General features: G+C 62.1%; 21 protein-coding genes. 9 read left to right on the top strand and 12 right to left on the bottom strand.

Annotated elements, in window-relative coordinates:
* Window positions 1-3: 3 nt before the first annotated feature.
* The 5 genes from mrdA to ACM6HV_RS03430 all read right to left on the bottom strand — a co-directional run bounded on the left by mrdA (window position 4) and on the right by ACM6HV_RS03430 (window position 4,916).
* Window positions 4-1,899 (bottom strand): penicillin-binding protein 2, encoded by a 1,896-nt coding sequence (gene mrdA / locus ACM6HV_RS03450; protein ID WP_041064994.1) that lies wholly within the window; start codon window positions 1,897-1,899, stop codon window positions 4-6.
* Between the two features lie 10 nt (window positions 1,900-1,909).
* Entirely contained in the window at window positions 1,910-2,377 is a 468-nt protein-coding gene (rlmH, locus tag ACM6HV_RS03445) for a 23S rRNA (pseudouridine(1915)-N(3))-methyltransferase RlmH (protein ID WP_003185785.1), read from the bottom strand.
* A 9-nt stretch (window positions 2,378-2,386) separates the two neighbouring features.
* Complete coding sequence (gene rsfS, locus ACM6HV_RS03440) at window positions 2,387-2,881, bottom strand: ribosome silencing factor (protein ID WP_414903519.1); 495 nt, start codon at window positions 2,879-2,881, stop codon at window positions 2,387-2,389.
* Between the two features lie 72 nt (window positions 2,882-2,953).
* Window positions 2,954-3,676 (bottom strand): nicotinate-nucleotide adenylyltransferase, encoded by a 723-nt coding sequence (gene nadD / locus ACM6HV_RS03435; protein ID WP_145598352.1) that lies wholly within the window; start codon window positions 3,674-3,676, stop codon window positions 2,954-2,956.
* Entirely contained in the window at window positions 3,645-4,916 is a 1,272-nt protein-coding gene (locus tag ACM6HV_RS03430; RefSeq protein ID WP_414903518.1) for a glutamate-5-semialdehyde dehydrogenase, read from the bottom strand. Before ACM6HV_RS03430 ends, nadD begins: the two co-directional genes overlap by 32 nt.
* A 177-nt stretch (window positions 4,917-5,093) precedes the next feature.
* Between ACM6HV_RS03430 and ACM6HV_RS03425 the strand changes: the two genes are divergently transcribed.
* Complete coding sequence (locus ACM6HV_RS03425; RefSeq protein ID WP_414903517.1) at window positions 5,094-5,789, top strand: DNA-3-methyladenine glycosylase; 696 nt, start codon at window positions 5,094-5,096, stop codon at window positions 5,787-5,789.
* A 126-nt stretch (window positions 5,790-5,915) separates the two neighbouring features.
* Complete coding sequence (locus ACM6HV_RS03420; RefSeq protein WP_086793060.1) at window positions 5,916-7,232, top strand: bifunctional DedA family/phosphatase PAP2 family protein; 1,317 nt, start codon at window positions 5,916-5,918, stop codon at window positions 7,230-7,232.
* A 119-nt stretch (window positions 7,233-7,351) separates the two neighbouring features.
* Here the strand turns inward: ACM6HV_RS03420 and ACM6HV_RS03415 are convergent, their stop codons facing one another.
* From ACM6HV_RS03415 to ACM6HV_RS03405, 3 genes are read right to left on the bottom strand one after another with little or no spacing between them, the layout of a single operon-like run.
* Window positions 7,352-7,942 (bottom strand): LON peptidase substrate-binding domain-containing protein, encoded by a 591-nt coding sequence (locus tag ACM6HV_RS03415; RefSeq protein WP_007960613.1) that lies wholly within the window; start codon window positions 7,940-7,942, stop codon window positions 7,352-7,354.
* A gap of 10 nt (window positions 7,943-7,952) precedes the next feature.
* Window positions 7,953-8,669, bottom strand: a complete 717-nt coding sequence (locus ACM6HV_RS03410; RefSeq protein WP_007960614.1) for an LrgB family protein — start codon at window positions 8,667-8,669, stop codon at window positions 7,953-7,955.
* The gene (locus ACM6HV_RS03405) at window positions 8,669-9,031 is read right to left on the bottom strand and encodes a CidA/LrgA family protein (RefSeq protein ID WP_007960615.1); all 363 of its coding nucleotides are present in this window, start codon (window positions 9,029-9,031) and stop codon (window positions 8,669-8,671) included. The genes ACM6HV_RS03410 and ACM6HV_RS03405 overlap by 1 nt, the downstream gene beginning before the upstream one ends.
* A gap of 180 nt (window positions 9,032-9,211) precedes the next feature.
* On the opposite strand from ACM6HV_RS03405, the gene ACM6HV_RS03400 reads away from it, so the two are divergent.
* From ACM6HV_RS03400 to ACM6HV_RS03390, 3 genes are all read left to right on the top strand, one after another.
* Entirely contained in the window at window positions 9,212-9,667 is a 456-nt protein-coding gene (locus tag ACM6HV_RS03400) for a MaoC family dehydratase (protein WP_003228575.1), read from the top strand.
* A 110-nt stretch (window positions 9,668-9,777) separates the two neighbouring features.
* On the top strand, window positions 9,778-11,505 hold the full coding sequence (locus ACM6HV_RS03395) for a C13 family peptidase (protein ID WP_414903516.1): 1,728 nt from the start codon (window positions 9,778-9,780) through the stop codon (window positions 11,503-11,505).
* Between the two features lie 27 nt (window positions 11,506-11,532).
* A complete protein-coding gene (locus ACM6HV_RS03390; protein WP_007968134.1) occupies window positions 11,533-12,174 on the top strand; it encodes an oxidoreductase in 642 nt (213 codons plus the stop codon).
* A 107-nt stretch (window positions 12,175-12,281) separates the two neighbouring features.
* On the opposite strand, the gene ACM6HV_RS03385 is transcribed toward ACM6HV_RS03390, so the two are convergent.
* The 4 genes from ACM6HV_RS03385 to ACM6HV_RS03370 all read right to left on the bottom strand — a co-directional run bounded on the left by ACM6HV_RS03385 (window position 12,282) and on the right by ACM6HV_RS03370 (window position 16,617).
* A complete protein-coding gene (locus tag ACM6HV_RS03385) occupies window positions 12,282-12,566 on the bottom strand; it encodes a YceK/YidQ family lipoprotein (protein ID WP_115986843.1) in 285 nt (94 codons plus the stop codon).
* Entirely contained in the window at window positions 12,559-13,206 is a 648-nt protein-coding gene (ubiX, locus tag ACM6HV_RS03380; protein ID WP_007968137.1) for a flavin prenyltransferase UbiX, read from the bottom strand. The genes ACM6HV_RS03385 and ubiX overlap by 8 nt, the downstream gene beginning before the upstream one ends.
* Window positions 13,203-14,552, bottom strand: a complete 1,350-nt coding sequence (gene mpl, locus ACM6HV_RS03375) for a UDP-N-acetylmuramate:L-alanyl-gamma-D-glutamyl-meso-diaminopimelate ligase (protein WP_145598357.1) — start codon at window positions 14,550-14,552, stop codon at window positions 13,203-13,205. Before mpl ends, ubiX begins: the two co-directional genes overlap by 4 nt.
* Before the next feature lie 157 nt (window positions 14,553-14,709).
* A complete protein-coding gene (locus tag ACM6HV_RS03370; protein ID WP_414903515.1) occupies window positions 14,710-16,617 on the bottom strand; it encodes a sigma-54-dependent Fis family transcriptional regulator in 1,908 nt (635 codons plus the stop codon).
* Window positions 16,618-17,080: 463 nt separating this feature from the next.
* Between ACM6HV_RS03370 and ACM6HV_RS03365 the strand changes: the two genes are divergently transcribed.
* The 4 genes from ACM6HV_RS03365 (at window position 17,081) to eutC (ending at window position 22,669) form a co-directional block, all read left to right on the top strand.
* Window positions 17,081-18,601, top strand: coding sequence for an aldehyde dehydrogenase family protein (locus ACM6HV_RS03365; protein WP_047296830.1), 1,521 nt, complete (start codon window positions 17,081-17,083; stop codon window positions 18,599-18,601).
* Window positions 18,602-18,910: 309 nt separating this feature from the next.
* A complete protein-coding gene (eat, locus tag ACM6HV_RS03360; protein ID WP_145598359.1) occupies window positions 18,911-20,281 on the top strand; it encodes an ethanolamine permease in 1,371 nt (456 codons plus the stop codon).
* A gap of 163 nt (window positions 20,282-20,444) precedes the next feature.
* The gene (locus tag ACM6HV_RS03355) at window positions 20,445-21,839 is read left to right on the top strand and encodes an ethanolamine ammonia-lyase subunit EutB (protein ID WP_041064955.1); all 1,395 of its coding nucleotides are present in this window, start codon (window positions 20,445-20,447) and stop codon (window positions 21,837-21,839) included.
* Between the two features lie 5 nt (window positions 21,840-21,844).
* Window positions 21,845-22,669 carry an ethanolamine ammonia-lyase subunit EutC gene (eutC, locus tag ACM6HV_RS03350; RefSeq protein WP_145598361.1) on the top strand — a complete coding sequence of 275 codons (825 nt, stop codon included), beginning with the start codon at window positions 21,845-21,847 and terminating at the stop codon, window positions 22,667-22,669.
* Window positions 22,670-22,774 lie beyond the last annotated feature (105 nt).

Below are 22,774 nucleotides of genomic sequence, written 5' to 3'. Positions count from 1 at the left end.
AAATTATTCATCACGGGCCGTAGCCTCCGCACTGATAGGACCGGCGTATTCGGCCTTCAATCGACCCTCCTGATCCAGAAGCCAGGCATCCATGACCTGACGCACGACCGGCGCGGCGACACCGGAGCCGGACTCACCGTTCTCGACCATCACCGAAACAACGATTTTCGGATTGTCGGCCGGAGCGAAACCGACGAACAAGGCGTGGTCGCGGTGGCGTTCCTGAACCTTGGAACGGTCGTATTTTTCACCTTGCTTGATCGCGACCACCTGAGCGGTACCGGACTTGCCGGCGATGCGGTATTGCGCACCGATTGCCGCCTTGCGCGCAGTACCCCGGGCGCCGTGCATCACCTGCTGCATGCCGTGGTTGACCTTGGTCCAGTCCGACGGATCGCGCAGAACGATATCCGGCATCGGGTTTTCATCTACCGGTTTGGCACCTTCGATGGTCTTGGCCAGGTGCGGCCGGTTCCAGATGCCTTTGTTGGCCACCAGCGCCGTGGCCTGCGCCAGTTGCAAGGGCGTGGACTGCATGTAGCCCTGGCCGATTCCCAGAATCAGGGTTTCGCCCGGGAACCACGCCTGTTTGCGCGTCGCACGCTTCCACTCGCGGGACGGCATCAGGCCGGGAGATTCTTCGAACATGTCCAGCGAGACCTTCTGGCCGATGCCGAACTTGTTCATGTAGGCCGACAACCGATCAATGCCCAGCTTGTGCGCCAGGTCATAGAAGTAGGTGTCGTTGGAACGCATGATCGCCGTGTCGAGGTCGACGAAACCGTCACCGGTGCGGTTCCAGTTGCGGTACTTGTGATCGTAGTTGGGCAGCATGTAGTAACCGGGGTCGAACACCCGGCTCGACGCCGTCACCACACCGGCATCGAGACCGGCAATCGCCACCGCTGGCTTGATCGTCGAACCCGGCGGGTACAGACCGCGCAGCACCCGGTTGAACAGCGGCCGGTCGATGGAATCGCGCAGCTCGGCATAGGCCTTGAAGCTGATGCCGGTGACGAACAGGTTCGGGTCAAAACTCGGCTGACTGACCATTGCCAATACTTCGCCCGTGTTCGGATCGAGCGCCACCACCGCGCCGCGCCGCCCGCCCAGTGCAGCTTCCGCCGCTTCCTGCAGTTTGATGTCCAGACTCAGGACGATGTCCTTGCCGGGAATCGGATCGGTCCGCTTGAGCACGCGCAGCACGCGGCCGCGGGCGTTGGTCTCGACTTCCTCGTAACCCACCTGCCCGTGCAGTTCCGGCTCGTAGAAACGCTCGATGCCGGTCTTGCCGATGTGATGGGTGCCGCTGTAGTTGACCGGGTCGAGGGTCTTCAGCTCTTTCTCGTTGATGCGCCCCATGTAACCCACCGAGTGCGCAAAATGCGCGCCCTGCGGGTAATGACGCACCAACTGCGCGACCACTTCCACCCCGGGCAGGCGGAACTGGTTCACCGCGATCCGGGCAATCTGCTCTTCGGTCAGCTCGAACAGAATCGGCACCGGCTCGAACGGCCGGCGCCCCTGGCGCATGCGTTTTTCGAAGATCACCCGGTCTTCGGGCGTCAGCTGCAGCACTTCGACGATCACGTCGAGCACTTGCTGCCAGTCGCCGGAGCGCTCGCGGGTCATGCTCAGGCTGAAGCTCGGACGGTTGTCCGCCACCACCACGCCGTTGCGGTCGAAGATCAACCCACGGGTCGGCGGAATCGGCTGCACATGGACGCGGTTGTTTTCCGAGAGTGTCGAGTGGTACTCGTACTGGATCACCTGCAAGTAGTACAGCCGCGCAATCAATACGCCGATCAACAGCATGACCGCAACAGCCCCGAACACGACGCGGCTACGCACCAGGCGGGCGTCCTTTTCGTGGTCCTTGATGCGGATCGGCTGAGACATGAGGGCAGGACTACTTGTGGTAAGGGTGACCGGACAGCACGGTCCAGGCACGGTACAGCTGTTCGCCGATCAGGATCCGCACCAGCGGGTGCGGCAAGGTCAGCGGCGACAACGACCAGCGCTGGTCGGCGCGAGCGCAGACTTCCGGCGCCAGCCCTTCGGGGCCACCGACCATGAAGTTGACCGTGCGCGAATCCAGCCGCCAACGGTCGAGTTCGACCGCCAGTTGCTCGGTGCTCCAGGGCTTGCCGTGCACTTCCAGCGTGACGATCCGCTCGTTCGGCCCGACCTTGGCCAGCATGGCTTCGCCTTCCTGGCGGATGAAACGGGCCACGTCGGCGTTCTTGCCACGGGTATTGAGCGGAATTTCCACCAGTTCCAGCGCCAGCTCGGACGGAAGACGCTTGGCATACTCATGCCAGCCTTCTTCCACCCACTTGGGCATGCGTGAACCGACGGCGATCAGTCGCAGTCGCACAGCAATCCCTTACAGCTGGTCTTTGTTGAGCTTGGTGAAATGCTCGTGGGTGTTTTCCGGGCTGTGGTGCTTGGCGTCTGCCGCACGGCTTTGCTCGGCACCGGCCCACAGGCGCTCCAGGTCGTAGAACTGACGTGCCGAGGCAGTCATCATGTGCACGATCACCAGGTCGAGGTCGAGCAGCACCCAGTCGCTGTCGCCCTTGCCTTCTTCGCCCAGCGGCCTGGCGCCTTGCTTTTTGACCTCTTCACGGACCTTGTCCAGCATCGCATTGATCTGGCGATTGGACGTACCAGTGGCGATGATCATGTAGTCGGTGATGCTCTGCTTTTCGCGAACATCGATGATCTGGATGTCTTGTGCCTTGACGTCTTCCAGGGCTGCCACGGCAACCTTGACCAGCTCGTCGCCCTTGAGCGGCTCGTTGGTATTGGCGACTTCCGGCAGCGGCGCGCTCTTGAACGTGCCTTTGCGCTTGACTTTGCTTACATCTTTGTCGGTCATATAAAACTCGTTTTGCTCATGTATTCGGCGGCTTGGCGATACGTGGATTCGTATCAGTGAAGCACGCCTTGTTCAGTTCGACGCACGGTACAGACCGTGCGCATCGATGTAGGCCAGGACCGCGTCGGGCACCAGGAAACGTACCGACTTACCGCTGGCCAGCAGTTGACGGATCTGGGTGGCGGAAACCGCGAGCGGTGTCTGCCAGACGAATGCAATCTGTCCGCTCGGCCCTTTGAGGGCCAGCGGGTCGCTCACCGAACGCGCTGCCAGCAGGTTGCGCAAGGCATCCGGCGGTTCGCTGTCGGCGTCCGGGCGCTGTAGCACCAGGATATGGCAATGCTGGAGCAACTCCTCCCAGCGGTGCCAAGTGGGCAGGCCGCAAAATGCGTCCCAGCCCAAAAGCAGAAAAACCTGGGTCTCGGCGGCCATTTCGGCACGCATCAACTCCAGGGTATCGATGGTCCAGGACGGTTTGTCCCGCTGCAATTCGCGGGCGTCCACCACCAGCGGCGGCACTCCGGCCACCGCGCACTCAACCATGGCCAGCCGATCCTGCGCCGACACTTGCGGCGTATCGCGATGCGGCGGCCGGGCGCTGGGCATCATGCGCAACTCATCAAGCGCCAGCGCTTCGGCGACTTCCAGCGCACTGCGCAAATGGCCGATGTGCACCGGGTCGAACGTGCCGCCCAGTACGCCAATGCGTTGCGGGCGAGACTCGCTGCCGGTCTGCGGCGCTGTCAGGTCGAGGTCGGTCAAGTCAGACCGTCGCCTGGCCGCGCAACTGGCCATCACCGACCACGATGTACTTCTCGCACGTCAGCCCTTCGAGACCCACCGGGCCGCGGGCGTGCAGCTTATCAGTAGAAATGCCGATCTCGGCACCCAATCCGTATTCGAATCCATCGGCGAAGCACGTCGGGGTGTTGATCATCACCGACGCCGAGTCGACTTCCGCGACGAAACGCCGGGTGTCGGCGAGGTTTTCGCTGACGATCGAGTCGGTGTGATGCGAGCCGTAATGGTTGATGTGTTCGATGGCCTGATCCAGTCCGTCGACCACGCGGATCGACAGGATTGGCGCCAGATACTCGGTGCCCCAGTCATCTTCGCTGGCCGCTACCGCGTCAATGATCGCCCGGGCGCGTTCGCAGCCACGCAGCTCGACGCCTTTTTCGCGGAACTGGGCTGCCATCGACGGCAGGAAATCCTTGGCAACACTTTGATCGACGAGCAGCGTCTCCATCGCGCCACAGATGCCATAACGGTAAGTCTTGGCATTGAAGGCGATGCGCTGGGCTTTCGCCAGATCGGCATGGGCACTGACATACACGTGGCAGATGCCGTCCAGGTGCTTGATCACCGGCACGCGGGCGTCACGGCTGATGCGCTCGATCAGGCCACGGCCACCGCGCGGCACGATTACGTCGACGTACTCGGGCATGGTGATCATCGCGCCGACGGCAGCGCGGTCGGTGGTTTCGACCACTTGCACCACCGCTGCCGGCAATTCGGCCTCGGCCAGACCGCGCTGGATGCACGCGGCAATCGCCCGGTTGGAGTGAATCGCCTCGGAGCCACCGCGCAGGATGGTCGCGTTACCGGACTTCAGGCACAGGCTGGCGGCATCGATGGTCACGTTGGGCCGGGATTCGTAGATGATCCCGATCACGCCCAGCGGCACGCGCATCTTGCCGACCTGAATGCCGGACGGGCGGAAGCTCATGTCACGGATCGCACCGACCGGATCCGGCAGTGCTGCCACCTGGCGCAGGCCGACGATCATGCCGTCGATGCGCGCGGGAGTCAGTTCCAGACGTTCCAGCAAGGCTGGCTCCAGACCATTGGCGCGACCGGCGGCCAGATCCTGTTCGTTGGCTGCGGCCAGCTCGGCGCGCGCAGCGTCCAGCGCATTGGCAGCAGCCTGCAGGGCGCGGTTTTTCTGCGCGGTGCTGGCACGGCCGATGACCCGGGAAGCTTCGCGGGCGGCGCGACCCAATCGGGTCATGTAGTCAAGAACGGACTCAGTCATGGTCTGCTGGGGTCTTGGCAAAGAGGAAAGCGGCAGATTATAGCTGTCGCGTCCCGGGACTAACAGCGGTGACAGGCGGATGGTCGAAATGGACTGCAATTTGCCGACGTTCAGCCGTAATTAAGCCGCGGATTGTTATCATCGCGACCTCCTTCGCCTGGATAACCACCGTTTGCCATGTCCAACCTGACCGTTCGCGCCACCGCCGAGCGCCTGCCACTGGGCCTTCCGGACACTTTTTTCGACCGTGACGCGCAAGTGCTGGCCCGCGATCTGCTCGGCAAAGTCATCCGCCACCGGGTCGGCGATCTGTGGCTCAGCGCCCGGATCATCGAAACCGAAGCCTATTACTGCGCGGAAAAAGGCAGTCATGCATCGCTCGGTTACACGGAAAAGCGTAAGGCTTTGTTTCTGGATGGCGGGCACATCTATATGTATTACGCCCGCGGTGGCGATTCGCTGAACTTCAGCGCCCAGGGGCCGGGCAATGCGGTGTTGATCAAGTCCGCCTACCCGTGGGTCGATGAAATCAGCGGACCGGCGAGTCTGGCGCAGATGCTGCTGAACAATCCCGATGCCCAAGGCCGGCCGCGTCCTTCGCAAAAGCTTTGCGCCGGGCAGACACTGCTGTGCAAGGCGCTTGGGCTGAAAGTGCCGATGTGGGACGCCAAGCGTTTCGACCATGAACTGCTGCTGGTGGAAGACACCGGCCCGGCGCCGACGCAGATCATTCAGACCACACGCCTGGGCATCCCCCAAGGCCGCGACGAACACCTGATGTATCGCTTCGTCGACGCCAGCTATGCGCAATGGTGTACGCGGAACCCGCTGCGCCGGGGTCAGGTCGAAGGGCGCGATTATTTCCTGTTGTAAACACAAACCTGTGTAGGAGCTGCCGCAGGCTGCGATCTTTTGATTTTGTTTTAAAGCCTCAAGATCAAAAAATCGCAGCCTTCGGCAGCTCCTACATAAGGTGATCAATAAAATGGAGTTGTGTGTATGGGCCCATGGCTCGATAGCGTAACCGGATGGCTGGCGGCCAATCCGCAGTGGCTGGCCGCTGCGGTGTTTATCGTCGCATTCGTGGAGTGTCTGGCCATTGCCGGAATAATCGTGCCTGGCACCGTGCTGTTGTTTGCCGTCGCCGTACTGGCCGGCAGCGGTGCACTGTCGTTGAGTGAAACCCTGCTGCTGGGCTTCCTCGGCGGGATTCTGGGCGATGCGGTGTCGTATTACCTGGGCCGCCACTTCCACCAGAACATCCGCCGCCTGCCGGGTTTGCGCCACCATCCGGAATGGATGGCCGGGGCTGAAACCTACTTCCAGCGTTACGGCATCGCCAGTCTGCTGGTCGGGCGCTTCATCGGTCCGCTGCGGCCGATGCTGCCGATGGTCGCCGGGATGTGCGACATGCCCTTCCCGCGTTTCGCCGCCGTCAGCTTGCTGGCCGCTGCCGGCTGGAGCGTCGCCTACCTGTTGCCGGGTTGGGCCACCGGCGCGGCGATCCGCTTGCCGCTGCCGGAAGGTTTCTGGCTGCAGGCCGGCATCGTCGCCGCCAGTATCGCAGTGATGGTCGGCCTGAGCGTCAACAGCAGCTTGCGCCAGCATCGCCGGGCGACGATCTGGATCAGCAGCATGAGCCTGTTGATTCTGATTGGCCTGTTTATTGGCTATCCGTATCTGCACGCCCTCGACCAGGGCGTGATGACCCTGGTGCAGGAACATCGCCAACCGATGCTGGACGAGATTGCGGTGACGTTCACCCTGATCGGTGAATTCCGCAACATGCTGATGTTCAGCGCCCTGCTCACCGGCCTGTTGCTGCTGTGCCGGCAATGGCGTCAGGCAATCTTTGCCGGCGGCACGCTGCTGTGCACCGCGCTACTGAACACCGTCACCAAACAGTTTTTCGCCCGGGTCCGCCCGGAGGTGCTGACCGATCCACTGACCAGCTACAGCATGCCCAGCGGCCATGCCTCCGGTTCGTTTGCGCTGTTTCTGGTGCTGGCGGTTCTCGCCGGTCGCGGACAACCGCCGCGCATGCGCCTGACCTGGCTGCTGCTCGGCTGCATTCCGGCGCTGTCGATTGCTTTGTCACGAGTCTATCTGGGCGCGCATTGGCCGACAGATATTCTGGCGGGTGCGATGCTGGCGGCATGCGTGTGTGCGGCGGGCCTGTGGCTGAGTCAGCGCAAAGCGCCGCTCAACGCCATGCCGTTCAAGGTCTGGTGGCTGATTCTGCCGGCACTGCTGGTGCTGTTCAGCCTGTTCGTTCTGCGGCATCTACCGGACACGATGTTGCGTTACGCTTATTGAGAAGCAAAAGATCGCAGCCTGCGGCAGCTCCTACAGGGTTTTGATTTCACATGCGCACGATGGCGCGGGTATGAAATGAATCTCATGTAGGAGCCCCCGCAGGCTGCGATCTTTTTCGCTCAGGCGAACAGCTCGCCCTGCAGCTCATCGAGCAGCGCCTGGATCGCATCCAGTCGCTGCTGCGGATCGTCGAGTTGCAGCAGGTCGATCTTGTCTTCTTCGGCGAACGGCAACAGATACGCCAACTGATTGGCCAGCGACTGCTGCCCCAGCGCTTCGGTGCCCATGTTCAGCGCCTCGACCATCGGGTGCTCGGCCAAGGCCTTGAGCAGCGCCACCAGATCGGCGTCTTCGTCCTGCAGCGGTTGCTCCGGTTCATCGTCCAGCCATTCGACGTCGGCGAGGATCAACTGATCGCGCTGCACCTCTGTGCGCAACACCTGAAAACGCCGCCCGCCCTGCACCCGGATCCCGAGCAGGCCGTTGTCCTGTTGCTGAAAATCGGTGATCCGCGCCTCGCAGCCGACCAGGGCAAAGCCTTCGGGCGCGACGCCGACTTCGTGGCCGTCGAGGATGCACACTACGCCAAAGCCGCCACCCTGTTTCATGCAGCGGCCGATCATGTCCAGGTAGCGCGCCTCGAAGATCTGCAAGTCGAGGTTGCAGCCGGGAAACAGCACTGTGTTCAGCGGAAAAAGCGGCAGACTCATAGACATTTCCTTAGACCACCATCGACACCGCCAACGGCAGGAACACTGCCGTGGCCACGCCCATCAGACTCATCGCCAGCGCCGCGAAGGCGCCGCACTCATCGCTTTCCTGCAGCGCCACCGAGGTGCCGACCGCGTGTGCGGTCATGCCCAGCGCCATGCCGCGCGCTTCAGGACTGTGCACGCCGAGCCGGGTCAGCAACGCCGGGCCGAAGATCGCGCCGATCACCCCGGTGATCAACACGAACACCGCCGCCAGCGCCGCGACACCACCGATCTGCTCGGCCACCAGCATCGCAATCGGCGAGGTCACCGACTTTGGTGCCATGGTCATCAAAATCATGTGCTCGGCACCGAACCACCAGCCGAGCAACACGCCCATGCCCGTGGCGACCACGCCGCCTATCACCAGCGTAGTAAAAATCGGCCAGAACAATTGGCGGATGCGCTTGAGGTTCAGATACAGCGGCACCGCCAACGCCACCGTCGCCGGGCCCAGCAGAATGCTGAGGATCTCGGTGCTCTTGCGGTACTCGGCATACGTCAGGCCGCAGCCGACCAGCACGCCGATCACCAACAGCATCGAGACCAGCACCGGTTGCAGAAAGATCCAGCGGGTTTTCTCGAACGCCGCCAACACCAATTGATAAGCACCGAGGGTGATGCCGATGCCGAACAGCGGATGATGAATCACCGAAGCCCAGGCACCTTGCCAATCGAAGAGCATCAAGCGTCCTCCGAGTTCGGTGCGTGACGCTTGACCAGCCGTTGCATCAGCACCCCGGCGAAGGCCATCGACAGGATCAACGACAGCACCAGCGCGCCGACAATCGCCCAGAAGTCCGCGGCAATGTCGCTCGCATACACCATCACGCCCACCGCCGGCGGCACCAGCAGCAACGGCAGATAACGCAACAGGCTGCCGGCGGCGAGGTTCAGCGGCTCGCCGACTTCACCGCGAATGATCAGGAACACCAGCAACAGCAACAGACCGATGATCGGCCCCGGCAGCACCGGCAACAGCAAATGGTTGAGTGCCGTGCCGAGCAGTTGAAACAGCACCAGCATGGTCAGGCCACGTAACAACATCAGACATCTCCCCCCGCAAGTCCTCGGCATTATAAGCACGGCGGCGCTATGGATCGGCATTCGCCAAAAGCATGGTCGGTTGACCGGAGCAAAACGCCATGATGATCTACAGTGGTTCGCAGGGCGGTCAAATCCCCCACCTGAAAAACTATAAAACCGATGAACCCAAGGAGAGTCTCAATGCCCTATGTTCCCGTTGCAGAGCTCAAAGATTATGTCGGCAAGGAACTCGGACGTTCCGAATGGCTCACCATCGATCAGGAGCGCATCAACCTGTTCGCCGAAGCCACCGGGGATTATCAGTTCATCCATGTCGATCCGGTCAAAGCCGCGCAAACGCCTTTTGGCAGCACCATTGCTCACGGTTTCCTGTCGCTGTCGCTGATCCCGAAACTGATGGAAGACATCCTCGTGCTGCCGCAAGGCCTGAAGATGGTGGTCAATTACGGCCTGGACAGCGTGCGTTTCATCCAGCCGGTGAAGGTCAATTCAAAAGTGCGCCTGAAAGTCGACCTGGCCGAAGTGACCGAGAAAAAACCCGGTCAATGGCTGCTCAAGGCCACCGCGACGCTTGAGATAGAAGGCTCGGACAAACCGGCCTATATCGCCGAACCGCTGTCGCTCTGCTTCGTTTGAGTCACCGGATGCGAAACAGCGCACGCTGTTTCGCATCCGCGCTGTTTTCCCGGCTGTATAAGGTCACATGGCTGCGGCATACTCGGTCGCCTAATTGCCCGGATCCCGCTATGCGCCCACTCGCTTCTCTTGCACCCCTTGCCCTGACCCTGATGCTCACCGCGTGCGGCGACGGCGAATCGCTGCTGCCCCCGGATGCACGGCTGCCGGACGGCGGACGCTATCGCGGTGAACTGGTCAACGGCTTGCTGCAAGGCCAGGGCCGCGTCGACTACCCTAACGGCAGCTGGTATGCCGGGCAGTTCGACAAGGGCCAATGGCATGGCCAGGGCGAATGGCACGGTAGCAACGGCGAGGTTTATCGCGGCCAGTTCCAACAGGGCCTGTTCGACGGCCAAGGCAGTCTGACCACCAACGCCAGCAGTTACACCGGCGGTTTCAAGCAGGGCCGACGCGATGGCGAAGGCACGCTGAAAGAAAACGGCATGACTTACCGTGGCGAGTTCAAGGCTGACCAGTATTCCGGGCTGGGTCGTCTGGAAATGGACGACGGCAGTTCCTATCAGGGCCAGTTCGCCCACGGCAAACCCAACGGCGAAGGCCAGCGCGGCGACTCTAGCGGCAACACCTTCAGCGGCCATTTCGTCAACGGCCAGCTCGAAGGCAATGGCACCTTCAACAGCGCCGATGGCGACATCTATGTCGGCGGGTTCAAGAACAGCCAACTGCACGGCAAGGGCCGCTATGAAAACGCCGACGGCGACGTGTGGCTCGGCCAGTTCAAGGAAGGCGCGCTGACCGGCAAGGGCGAATTGATCGGCGCCGACGGCAGCCACTACATCGGCTATTTCAATGACTGGCGCTTCAGCGGCCAGGGCCGTTTGAACCTGTCTGACGGCAGCTTTTACATCGGCGGGTTCGACGGCGACAGCTACGCCGGACGCGGCACTCTGGTGCTGACCGACGGCACCGTGCTCAGCGGCACCTGGATCAACGGCCAGCGCGTGCGTGACGCCGACGGCAAGCTGCTGCCCGACACCCTCGAACTCGGCCTGCTGGCCCAGGGCCGCCTGCTCGATAACGCGCTGGCCGCCGTGCCCGCCTCGACCCCGGCGGTGGAGCTGTACACCCTGACCCTCGGTGGCGACGGCAAGCAAAGCGTGTTCCTGCGCGAGTCCGACTACGTCGCCAACATGCTCACCACACGTTTCGGAGCTTACGGCCAGATCCGTCTGGTCAACCACCGCGAGCATCTCGCCGACCGGCCGATGGCCACCCGCGAAAACCTGCGCCGCGCCGCGCAGACCCTCGCTGAACGCAGCGGCCCGGAAGACCTGATCTTCATCTACCTGACCAGCCACGGCACTGCCGAACACGAGCTGGTACTCGATCAACCGCGTATGGAGCTCGCCGACTTGCCCGCCGACGAACTTGCCGCCGTGCTCGCGCCACTGAAAAACCGCGACAAGGTGATCGTGATTTCATCGTGCTATTCCGGCGGTTTCATCCCCGCGCTGAAAGATGAGCGCACCCTGATCATGACCGCCTCGCGTGCCGATCGCGTGTCGTTCGGTTGCTCGGAAGAAGCCAACTTCACCTACTTCGGCGATGCCTTGTTCGCTCAGGCACTGAACCAGACCGACGATCTGGAGCAGGCCTTCAAACTGGCCAAGGCCACCGTCGCCGAGCGCGAACTGGCAGACAACTTCGAAGCCTCGGAACCGCAGATCTGGGCACCGAAAACCGTGCTGTCGCACTGGCAACTGCTACGCAAACAGCAAGCGAGAAAAGCGTTGCAAAGCGCTGCATTGAACGACGGAGCAACAAACAGCAACTAAGCTGAACAGTATCAAGGGAGAAACACTATGTACTTGACGCCTCAGCACGTATTGCTTGCCGGAGCCACCGGACTGACCGGTGAACATCTGCTCGACCGTTTGCTCAACGAGCCGACGATCACCCGCGTGCTCGCCCCGTCCCGTCGTCCATTGGCGGAGCATCCGCACCTGGAAAACCCGGTGGGCGACCCACAGGCGTTTCTGCCGCAACTCAGTGGTCGCGTCGATATCGCCTACTGCTGCCTCGGCACCACCATCAAACAGGCCGGCTCCGAAGCCGCGTTCCGCGCGGTGGATCTGGACATGGTGGTGGCGTTCGCCAAACGCGCGCGGGAGATGGGCGCGCGGCACCTGATCGTAATCAGTGCACTGGGCGCCGATCCGAAATCATCGATTTTCTACAACCGGGTCAAAGGCGAGATGGAGCAGGCATTGCGCGCGCAGGACTGGCCGCAACTGACCATCTGCCGACCATCGCTGTTGCTGGGCGATCGCACCGAACCGCGCCTGGGCGAACAGCTGGCCGCGCCGTTTTCCAAACTGATCCCCGGTAAATACCGCGGCATCGAAGCCTGCCAACTGGCCCGGGCGATGTGGCGTCTGGCGCTGGAAGAACAGGATGGGGTGCGGATCGTCGAGTCGGATGAGCTGCGCAAGCTCGGCAAATAATCCATAGCGCCTGGAAGAAAGCTTTCGCGAGCAGGCTCGCTCCCACAATTGCACCGCGCTCTCCTGTGGGAGCGAGCCTGCTCGCGAATGGAGTGCGCAGCACTCCCCTACAATCCACCCGTCGCCTGAAACCCCACGCCAATTACCGTAAGCAACGACAACGGCAACAGCAGCGTATCGAGCAACGCACTCGCCGGCAGGTCCACCCCCGGATAGCTCGGCGCTTCAGCCCCGAAGCGGTCCATCGCGCAACACCCGCCATTCATCGCGTACAAGTCCAGGCGCGTCCCGGAATACACCACCGGCGCCCCCGGTTTGGCGGCATCCAGTGTGCGCGCAGTGGCGCAGCCGGCCAGTTGCAGCGCCAGCACAATCGTCAGCAGCTTATTCATCGCTGCTCAGATGATGCTCGCCCCAACGCGGCAGCATGTCCTGAGGAATGCCCAACAGATTGAGAATCCGCGCGACGACGAAATCGATCAGGTCGTCGATGGTCTGCGGCTGGTGATAGAAGCCTGGCGACGCTGGCAGGATGGTCACGCCCATGTTCGACAGCTTGAGCATGTGTTCCAGATGAATGCTCGAATACGGCGCTTCGCGCGGCACCAGGATCAACTGGCGGCGCTCCTTCAAGGTGACGTCCGCTGCGCGCTCGATCAGGTTGTTGCACGCGCCCGTCGCAATCGCCGACAAGGTACCGGTGGAACACGGCACCACCACCATCGCCGCTGGTGCGCCGGAGCCCGAGGCCACCGGCGACATCCAGTCTTCCTTGCCGTACACACGGATCTGCCCGGCAGCCGCTCCGGTGTACTCGGTGAGGAACGCCTGCATCATCTGCGGTTTTGGCGGCAGCGTGACGTCTGTCTCGGTGGCCATCACCAACTGCGCAGCCTTGGAGATCAGGAAGTGCACTTCGCGATCTTCCCGCACCAGGCAATCGAGCAGGCGCAAACCGTACTGCGCGCCGGACGCGCCGGTCATCGCCAGCGTGATGCGTTCCGGGCCGCCGCTCTGGGCAAAAGTGTTCATTTCAGGGCCTCGGCGAGTTTGCCGTGCAGGCCACCGAAGCCGCCATTGCTCATGATCACCACGTGGGTGCCGGGTTGTGCCTGACTCTTCACCCGTTCGATGATGCCTTCGAGCGAATCGCTGACAATCGATGGCACGCTGCACAGCGCGGCGGTGGCGCCCAGATCCCAACCGAGGTTGGCCGGGGCATACCAGATCACCTGATCGGCGTCGACCACGCTGTCCGGTAGACCGTCACGGTGCGCGCCGAGCTTCATCGAGTTGGAGCGCGGTTCGATGATCGCGATCAGCGGTGCGTCGCCGATGCGCTTGCGCAAACCATCGAGAGTGGTGGCGATGGCCGTCGGGTGGTGGGCGAAGTCGTCATAGATGGTGATGCCGCGCACTTCGGCGACCTTCTCCATTCGGCGCTTGACGTTCTTGAACGCGCTCAAACCGGCGATGCCCATCGCAGGCACCACACCGACATGCCGCGCCGCTGCAAGAGCAGCCAGGGCGTTGGCGACGTTGTGCTGACCGGTCAATTCCCATTCAACGGTGCCTTGGGACTCACCTTCGAACAGCACTTCGAACGCCGAGCCGTCGTCCTTGAGCAACTTGACCTGCCACTGACCGCCGGCACCGGTGGTTTGCACCGGAGTCCAGCAGCCCATTTCGATCACGCGCTGCAAGGCCGGTTCGGTGGTCGGGTGAATCACCAGACCTTCACTCGGAATGGTCCGCACCAAGTGGTGGAACTGCCGCTCGATGGCCGGCAGATCGGGGAAGATGTCCGCGTGATCGAACTCAAGGTTATTGAGGATCGCAGTGCGCGGACGGTAGTGGACAAACTTCGAACGCTTGTCGAAGAACGCACTGTCGTATTCGTCAGCCTCGATCACGAAAAACGGCGTACCGCCCAGACGGGCCGACACCGAAAAATTCTGCGGCACGCCGCCAATCAGGAACCCCGGGCTCATGCCGGCGTGTTCCAGCACCCAGGCGAGCATGCTGCTGGTGGTGGTTTTGCCGTGCGTACCGGCGACCGCCAGCACCCAGCGCCCTTGCAGCACGTGATCGGCCAGCCATTGCGGGCCGGAGACGTACGGCAGGCCTTTGTTCAGCACATATTCCACCGCCGGGTTGCCGCGCGACATGGCATTGCCGATCACCACCAGATCCGGTGCCGGATCAAGTTGGGCCGGGTCGTAGCCCTGGGTCAGTTGAATGCCCTGGGCCTCAAGCTGCGTGCTCATCGGCGGATAGACGTTGGCGTCGGAGCCGGTCACGTGGTGGCCCAGCTCTTTGGCCAGAACCGCCATCGAGCCCATGAAAGTCCCGCAGATACCCAGAATATGAATGTGCATAGTCGACCTCGTAAAACATGGCCGCAGGTTAGCGCAGGGAGGGGGAAATCGCACCTTGTGTTTCGCCTTTGCCGACGCCTTCGCGAGCAGGCTCGCTCCCACAAGATTGGCGCTAACCCTGTGGGAGCGAGCCTGCTCGCGAACGGTGCGGCGCGGTTTAACGGGTGATCGCGTGTTTACGCAGCTTTCTGTAGAGGGTGTTGCGGCTGACCCCGAGCTGCTGCGCAGTCTGGGTCATGTGCCAACGGGTCTGCTCCAGCGCAGTGAGCAACGCCAAACGCTCGGCGTCCTCTAGTGGATACTCGGACTCAGCCGCCCTCAGCTCCAACGGCGGTCGCGCCTGGCGAATCATCGCCGGCAAATCGTCCAGCCCGATCCGCCCTTCATCGCACAACGCCGCCAGCGTGCGCAGAACATTGCGCAACTGCCGCACGTTGCCCGGCCAGTTGAACGCCAGCAACGCCTGACGGGCCGCCTCGTCAATCACGATTGTCTCGCCGCCGGCCTCCTCGGCCAGCAGGAAATCCAGCAACTGCGATTTATCACTGCGTTCGCGCAGCGCCGGCAGCGCAACTTCGAGGCCATTGAGCCGGTAATACAGGTCTTCACGGAAACTGCCGTCTTCGACCCGCTCCAGCAGATGGCGGTGCGTGGCGCTGATGATCCGCACGTTGACCGCCTCCGGCTCGCCGCCGATCGGCACCACTTGCCGGTCTTCCAGCACTCGCAACAACCGGGTCTGCAACGCCAGCGGCATGTCACCGATTTCATCGAGAAACAAGGTGCCGCCATCAGCCTGCTGCAACTTGCCGCGCATGCCGTCCTTGCGCGCGCCGGTGAAACTGCCACCGCGATAACCGAACAGTTCGCTCTCGATCAGGCTCTCGGGGATCGCCGCACAGTTGAGGGCGACGAAGGCTTTGTTGGCGCGCTGGCTGGCGTGATGCACAGCTTTGGCGAAGGCTTCCTTGCCGGAGCCGGTTTCGCCATTGATCAGCAGCGGCACGTCGCGCTCGAATACCCGCAGCGCCTTGCGAAAATCCGCTTGCAGCGCGGCGTCACCGAGGCAGATGCCCGCCAGTGGCTGAGCTTTGGCCACGACCGGGGCCGGCATGATCTTCGCCGGTTTGCGCGACTCGCCACGCAGCAAGGCAAACAGATGCCGCCCATCGCGGGTGCGCAGCGGCCAACTGGCGCTGGCATTGGCGCTGGCACGACCGAGCAGCTCATCCAGCGAACAATCGAAAAACGCTTCCACCGGTTTGCCGAGCAAACCACCGCGAATATGCCCGAGCAGGTTCAGCGCGCTCTGGTTGACCGCGCTGATCCGCCCTTCCCCGTCAAACGCCAGCAGCCCTTCGCTGAACAAACCGACGGATTCGGCCTGAAGATGGAAACGCAGCAGCCATTGGTTATCGAAGCAGCGCAGGAAATAGCAGCTCTCGATCATCTTCGCCGACAGATTGACCAGCGCCATGGTGTGGAACTGGCTCTGGCGCGAAACGTCGTGGCGCGCCGAGGAGACGTCGAGCACCGCCAGCAGTTCGCCGTGCGGGTCGAACACCGGGCTCGCCGAGCAGGTCAGGCCGGTGTGACGGCCGCGGAAGTGTTCGTCCTGGTGGATGGTCAGCGCCTGGCGCTCGACCAGGCAAGTGCCGATGCCGTTGGTGCCTTCGCAGGCTTCGCTCCAGTCGGCGCCGAGCCAGAGCCCGGCGCGTTCGAATATCTTGCGCTCGGCGGGTGCGGTGACGCAGTTGAGGATCACCCCGCGCGCGTCGGTCAGCAGCACCGCATGACCGGCGCCGGACAGTTGTTGATGCAGGCTGCTCATTTCATTGCCGGCAATCTGCAACACCTGTTGCAGACGCTCGCGGCTTTCAAGCACGCGCCCGTGTTCGAGCACCGTAGGCGCCATGGTCAGGGCCGGATCGAGGTGGTAGTCCTCAAGACAGCGCAGCCACGAGCGGGCAATCGACGGATCGGCACCCGGCCCGTGCAGGTGCGGTTTGCCCTGACTGACGGTGAGAACCTGCTGGGCATGGCGACTCAAATGGTTGTCGTGCATTTCTTATTATTCTCCCCGAGATCAGTGCCGCCTCTTTATTGGCTGGCACATACCTTGTGGTGAGGGGATTTATCCCCGATCGGCTGCGCAGCAGTCGTAAATCCGGCATACGCGGTGAATCTGAGTCGCCACAATTTTTTATTGGGGCTGCTTCGCAACCCATCGGGGATAAATCCCCTCACCACAAGGGTGCATCTGGGCAATTGGCAGTCAGCATCCTCCAGCCATCGACGCATTGCAATGCTGGCAAGACCAGCCGGTCACAGGCTGTGCCAAAAGCGGTACAAACTGTCACCCCCTCTGTACCGAAACCATCACAGGCTGCGTCCGCCCGTCCGACAAAAAATACGCAAAGCCTTGATTTGCCTGCCTTGCACGGCAATGGCCCGACCTTTGCTCTACGCTTATAGCAAGCGCACTTGCGCGTTTCTCTAATAAGTACAAAGCCAAGGAGAACAACATCATGCGTTACGCTCACCCCGGTACTGAAGGCGCCAAAGTCTCGTTCAAGAGCAAGTACGGTAACTACATCGGCGGCGAGTTCGTCGCGCCTGTCAAAGGTCAGTACTTCACCAATACCTCGCCCGTGAATGGCCAGCCGATTGCCGAATTCCCCCGTTCCACTGCCGAAGACATCGACAAGGCACTGGACGCCGCCCACGCCGCTGCCGATGCGTGGGGCGCGACCTCGGTGCAGGCGCGCTCGCTGATCCTGCTGAAAATTGCCGACCGCATCGAACAGAACCTCGAAACCCTGGCGATTACCGAAACCTGGGACAACGGCAAAGCCATCCGCGAAACCCTCAACGCCGACATCCCGCTGGCGGCCGACCACTTCCGCTACTTCGCCGGGTGCCTGCGCGCCCAGGAAGGCAGCGCGGCCGAAATCGACGGCAACACCGTCGCCTATCACATCCATGAACCGCTGGGCGTGGTCGGCCAGATCATCCCGTGGAACTTCCCGCTGCTGATGGCCGCATGGAAACTCGCCCCGGCACTGGCCGCCGGCAACTGCGTGGTGCTCAAACCTGCCGAGCAGACGCCGTTGGGCATCTGCGTGCTGATGGAGCTGATCGGTGATCTGCTGCCACCGGGCGTGCTCAACGTGGTGCAAGGCTTCGGCAAAGAAGCCGGCGAAGCACTGGCCACCAGCAAACGCATCGCCAAGATCGCCTTCACCGGCTCGACCCCGGTTGGCTCGCACATCATGAAATGCGCCGCCGAGAACATCATTCCTTCCACCGTGGAACTGGGCGGCAAGTCGCCGAACATCTTCTTCGAAGACATCATGCAGGCCGAGCCGAGCTTCATCGAGAAGGCTGCCGAAGGTCTGGTGCTGGCGTTCTTCAATCAGGGCGAAGTCTGCACCTGCCCGTCCCGTGCCCTGGTCCAGGAATCGATCTATGACGAATTCATGCAAGCGGTGATGAAGAAAGTCAGCCAGATCAAACGCGGCGACCCGCTGGACACCGACACTATGGTTGGCGCCCAGGCGTCCGAGCAGCAATTCGACAAGATCCTGTCGTACCTGGAAATCGCCAAGGGCGAAGGCGCCGAGCTGCTGACCGGCGGCCAGGTGGAAAAACTCGAGGGCAATCTGGCGACCGGCTATTACATCCAGCCGACCCTGCTCAAGGGCACCAATAAGATGCGCGTGTTCCAGGAAGAAATCTTCGGCCCGGTGGTGAGCATCACCACGTTCAAGGACGAAGCCGAAGCCCTGGCGATCGCCAACGACACCGAGTTCGGCCTCGGTGCCGGCCTGTGGACCCGCGACATCAACCGCGCCTATCGCATGGGCCGCGCGATCAAGGCCGGTCGCGTATGGACCAACTGCTACCACCTGTACCCGGCGCACGCCGCGTTCGGTGGGTACAAGAAGTCCGGCGTCGGCCGTGAAACCCACAAGATGATGCTCGATCACTACCAACAGACGAAAAACCTGCTGGTGAGCTACGACATCAATCCGTTGGGCTTCTTCTAAAACCCGGGGGCGATACAGATATTTCTGTGTCGCCCTTTCGACCGCTTTCGCGAGCAGGCTCGCTCCCACAGGGGAGTCGTGTCGCACCACATACACAGGCTCGCCACAAATCCACTGTGGGAGCGAGCCTGCTCGCGAAGGCGTCCTGTCTGACACACCATCAATGGCCTGGCCGCTCTGGCACGGCCCTTGCGTACCCGTCATTCAGGTTTTGCACAAAAACTGCCGCTGCGTGAACAGCATCCATCCACCTCAACCACTGCACCCGAAAGTCCAACAGATCGAACAATAAAAAAACAGAGAGGACTTATGACTTCCACCACACAGCTCAAACCCACACTCGGCACCCTGCACCTCTGGGGCATTGCCGTCGGCCTGGTGATTTCCGGCGAATACTTCGGCTGGAGTTACGGCTGGGGCACGGCCGGCACCCTCGGATTTCTGGTCACGGCGCTGATGGTCGCGACCATGTACACCTGCTTCATTTTCAGTTTCACCGAACTGACCACCGCGATTCCCCACGCAGGTGGGCCGTTTGCCTACAGCCGCCGAGCGTTCGGCGAAAAAGGCGGGTTGATCGCCGGCATCGCCACGCTGATCGAATTCGTCTTTGCCCCACCGGCGATTGCCATGGCCATCGGTGCCTACCTCAACGTGCAATATCCGGGACTCGACCCGAAAATCGCGGCGGTCGGCGCGTATTTCGTGTTCATGACCCTGAACATCCTCGGTGTCAGCATTGCCGCGACTTTTGAGCTGGTGGTCACCGTGCTGGCGGTCGCCGAGCTGCTGGTGTTCATGGGCGTGGTCGCACCGGGCTTCAGCTTCAGCAATTTCGTGCTCAATGGCTGGTCCGGCGCCAACGAGTTCACACTGGGTTCGATACCCGGGATTTTCGCAGCGATTCCGTTCGCCATCTGGTTCTTCCTCGCCATCGAAGGCGCGGCCATGGCCGCCGAAGAAGCCAAGGATCCGAAACGCACGATTCCCAGGGCTTATGTCAGCGGCATTCTGACTCTGGTGTTCCTCGCCATCGGCGTAATGGTGATGGCCGGCGGTGTCGGCGACTGGCGTCAACTGTCGAACATCAACGATCCACTGCCGCAGGCGATGAAAGCGGTAGTCGGCAACAACTCCTCGTGGATGCACATGCTGGTGTGGATCGGCCTGTTCGGCCTGGTGGCGAGTTTCCACGGGATCATCCTCGGCTACTCGCGACAGTTCTTTGCCCTCGCCCGCGCCGGCTACCTGCCGAAAAGCCTGGCCAAGCTGTCGCGCTTCCAGACCCCGCACCGGGCGATTCTGGCCGGCGGCGTGATCGGCATCGCGGCGATCTACAGCGACGGCCTGGTCAACCTGCAAGGCATGACCCTGACCGCCGCGATGATCACCATGTCGGTGTTCGGCGCAATCGTGATGTACATCATCAGCATGCTCAGCCTGTTCAAACTGCGCAAAACCGAGCCGAACCTGGAACGCACCTTCCGCGCCCCGGGCTACCCGGTGGTGCCGGCGATTGCGTTGTTTCTGGCGGTGGTGTGCCTGGTGGCGATGGCGTGGTTCAACACGCTGATCGGCTGCGTGTTCCTCGGCTTCATGGCCGCTGGCTACCTGTACTTCCAGCTGACCGCCAAACAACGCGCCGACGCCCCGGCAGACGCTATGCTCGAAGGTATCTGACTGCCTTATAAAAGTGCACAGCGCCCATCCAGGCACTGTGCTGGAACTCTGTAGGAGCTGCCGAAGGCTGCGATCTTTTGATCTTGTTTTTAGAAAATCAAAGTCAAAAGATCGCAGCCTGCGGCAGCTCCTACAGGGGGTTTATCGTTTACAGGAGGATATTGTGGCCGCATTTGCCCATTCCGTCGGCGCCCAGACCTATCGCTTCGACAGCCTCAAGGACGTCATGGCCAAAGCCAGCCCGGCGCGCTCGGGGGACTTCCTGGCTGGCGTTGCCGCGCTCAACGACGGTGAACGCGTGGCCGCGCAAATGGCGCTGGCCGACATCCCGCTCACGCACTTCCTGCAGGAAGCGTTGATTCCGTACGAGACCGATGAAGTCACCCGACTGATCATCGACACCCACGACAAACAAGCCTTCGCCGTGGTCAGCCACCTCACCGTCGGTGGTTTCCGCGACTGGCTGCTCAGCGATGCGGCGGACGAAACCAGCCTGCGCGCCCTCGCCCCAGGTCTGACCCCGGAAATGGTCGCCGCCGTGTCGAAGATCATGCGCGTGCAGGATCTGGTGCTGGTGGCGCAGAAGATCCGCGTGGTCACAAAATTTCGCGGCACCCTCGGTCTGCGCGGACGCCTGTCAACCCGCCTGCAACCGAACCATCCGACCGACGAACCGTCCGGCATCGCCGCGAGCATTCTCGATGGCCTGCTGTACGGCAACGGCGACGCGATGATCGGGATCAACCCGGCCACCGACAGCATCGCCTCGATCTGCGCGATGCTGGAGATGCTCGACGCGATCATCCAGCGTTACGACATTCCGACTCAGGCCTGTGTGCTGACCCACGTCACCACCTCGATCGAAGCGATCAATCGTGGTGTGCCGCTGGATCTGGTGTTCCAGTCGATCGCCGGCACCGAAGCGGCCAACGCCAGTTTCGGCATCAACCTCAACGTATTGCAGGAAGGCTATGACGCGGGGCTGAGCCTGAAGCGCGGCACCCTCGGGCAGAACCTGATGTATTTCGAGACCGGTCAGGGCAGCGCGCTGTCGGCCAACGCCCACCACGGTGTCGACCAGCAGACCTGCGAAACCCGGGCCTACGCCGTGGCGCGCCACTTCAAGCCGTTTCTGGTGAACACCGTGGTCGGCTTTATCGGCCCGGAATATCTGTACAACGGCAAGCAGATCATCCGCGCCGGCCTCGAAGATCACTTCTGCGGCAAGTTGCTCGGCGTGCCGATGGGTTGCGACATCTGCTACACCAACCACGCCGAAGCCGATCAGGACGACATGGACACCTTGCTGACGTTACTCGGCGTAGCCGGGATCAACTTCATCATGGGCATCCCCGGTTCCGACGACATCATGCTCAACTACCAGACCACCTCGTTCCACGACGCGCTCTACGCCCGTCAGACTTTGGGCCTGAAACCGGCGCCGGAGTTCGAGCAATGGCTGGCGAACATGGGTATTTTCACCCAGGCGGACGGCAAGGTTCGCTTTGGCAACAACCTGCCGCCGGCCTTCCGCCAGGCGCTGGCGCAACTGGGATGAGTGTGATGGAAAAACCGCCTGTGGACCCGCAAAACCCGTGGCTGGAGTTGCGCCGCCTGACCCCGGCGCGCATCGCCCTGGGCCGCACCGGTACCAGCCTGCCAACCCGCGCCCAGCTGGATTTCCAGTTCGCCCACGCTCAGGCGCGGGATGCGGTGCATCTGCCGTTCGATCATGCCGGGCTCAGCGCGCAACTGAGCGAACGCGGGCGCGACAGTTTGTTGCTGCACAGCGCGGCGACCGATCGCAACAGCTACCTGCAACGTCCGGACCTGGGGCGCAAGCTCAGCGACACCTCGGCGCAGGCCCTGCATGAGCACACGCAGGCCAATCCTGGCGGGGTCGACGTGGCGATTGTGGTGGCGGACGGTTTGTCGGCGCTGGCGGTGCATCGCCATACTTTGCCGTTTCTGACCCGCCTGGAGGAGCAGATGAGTACCGACGGCTGGTCACTTGCCCCCGTGGTGCTGGTGGAACAGGGTCGAGTGGCCATCGGTGACGAGATCGGTCAATTGCTGGGCGCAAAAATGGTCGTGATGCTGATCGGCGAGCGTCCGGGCCTCAGTTCGCCCGACAGCCTCGGTGTGTATTTCACCTACAATCCAAAAATCGGGCTGACCGATGCCTACCGCAATTGCATCTCCAACGTGCGGCTTGAGGGCTTGAGCTATGGCATGGCGGCGCATCGCTTGTTGTACCTGATGCGCGAAGCCTGTCGGCGGCAGCTGTCGGGGGTCAATCTGAAGGACGAAGCGCAAGTGCAGACGCTGGAGTCGGACACCGGTGCGGACATGAAGGGAAACTTCCTGCTTGATCCACCCACAACCTGAACCGTTTCCGCATTGCCTTTCTGCGCTGCTTTAAGGCAGGATCGAAGCACGGCCGCAGGGTTTCCCATCGCCGTCAGAGCAGTTGAAGACAGCCACTTGAAGACG

The organism is Pseudomonas sp. IT-P260 (assembly GCF_949768395.1).
In the GTDB taxonomy this organism is placed as follows: domain Bacteria; phylum Pseudomonadota; class Gammaproteobacteria; order Pseudomonadales; family Pseudomonadaceae; genus Aquipseudomonas; species Aquipseudomonas parakoreensis.
Note: the sequence above shows the minus strand (reverse complement) of the source record. Positions and strands in the feature narration are given on the sequence as shown.

Excerpts from the sequence above, each read along its gene's own strand:
- mrdA (WP_041064994.1), bottom strand. The coding sequence starts at position 1,899 with ATGTCTCAGCCGATCCGCATCAAGGACCACGAAAAGGACGCCCGCCTG.
- rsfS (WP_414903519.1), bottom strand. The coding sequence starts at position 2,881 with ATGACCGACAAAGATGTAAGCAAAGTCAAGCGCAAAGGCACGTTCAAG.
- nadD (WP_145598352.1), bottom strand. The coding sequence starts at position 3,676 with ATGGCCAGTTGCGCGGCCAGGCGACGGTCTGACTTGACCGACCTCGAC.
- ACM6HV_RS03430 (WP_414903518.1), bottom strand. The coding sequence starts at position 4,916 with ATGACTGAGTCCGTTCTTGACTACATGACCCGATTGGGTCGCGCCGCC.
- ACM6HV_RS03425 (WP_414903517.1), top strand. The coding sequence starts at position 5,094 with ATGTCCAACCTGACCGTTCGCGCCACCGCCGAGCGCCTGCCACTGGGC.
- ACM6HV_RS03420 (WP_086793060.1), top strand. The coding sequence starts at position 5,916 with ATGGGCCCATGGCTCGATAGCGTAACCGGATGGCTGGCGGCCAATCCG.
- ACM6HV_RS03415 (WP_007960613.1), bottom strand. The coding sequence starts at position 7,942 with ATGAGTCTGCCGCTTTTTCCGCTGAACACAGTGCTGTTTCCCGGCTGC.
- ACM6HV_RS03410 (WP_007960614.1), bottom strand. The coding sequence starts at position 8,669 with ATGCTCTTCGATTGGCAAGGTGCCTGGGCTTCGGTGATTCATCATCCG.
- ACM6HV_RS03405 (WP_007960615.1), bottom strand. The coding sequence starts at position 9,031 with ATGTTGTTACGTGGCCTGACCATGCTGGTGCTGTTTCAACTGCTCGGC.
- ACM6HV_RS03400 (WP_003228575.1), top strand. The coding sequence starts at position 9,212 with ATGCCCTATGTTCCCGTTGCAGAGCTCAAAGATTATGTCGGCAAGGAA.
- ACM6HV_RS03395 (WP_414903516.1), top strand. The coding sequence starts at position 9,778 with ATGCGCCCACTCGCTTCTCTTGCACCCCTTGCCCTGACCCTGATGCTC.
- ACM6HV_RS03390 (WP_007968134.1), top strand. The coding sequence starts at position 11,533 with ATGTACTTGACGCCTCAGCACGTATTGCTTGCCGGAGCCACCGGACTG.
- ACM6HV_RS03385 (WP_115986843.1), bottom strand. The coding sequence starts at position 12,566 with ATGAATAAGCTGCTGACGATTGTGCTGGCGCTGCAACTGGCCGGCTGC.
- ubiX (WP_007968137.1), bottom strand. The coding sequence starts at position 13,206 with ATGAACACTTTTGCCCAGAGCGGCGGCCCGGAACGCATCACGCTGGCG.
- mpl (WP_145598357.1), bottom strand. The coding sequence starts at position 14,552 with ATGCACATTCATATTCTGGGTATCTGCGGGACTTTCATGGGCTCGATG.
- ACM6HV_RS03370 (WP_414903515.1), bottom strand. The coding sequence starts at position 16,617 with ATGCACGACAACCATTTGAGTCGCCATGCCCAGCAGGTTCTCACCGTC.
- ACM6HV_RS03365 (WP_047296830.1), top strand. The coding sequence starts at position 17,081 with ATGCGTTACGCTCACCCCGGTACTGAAGGCGCCAAAGTCTCGTTCAAG.
- eat (WP_145598359.1), top strand. The coding sequence starts at position 18,911 with ATGACTTCCACCACACAGCTCAAACCCACACTCGGCACCCTGCACCTC.
- eutC (WP_145598361.1), top strand. The coding sequence starts at position 21,845 with ATGGAAAAACCGCCTGTGGACCCGCAAAACCCGTGGCTGGAGTTGCGC.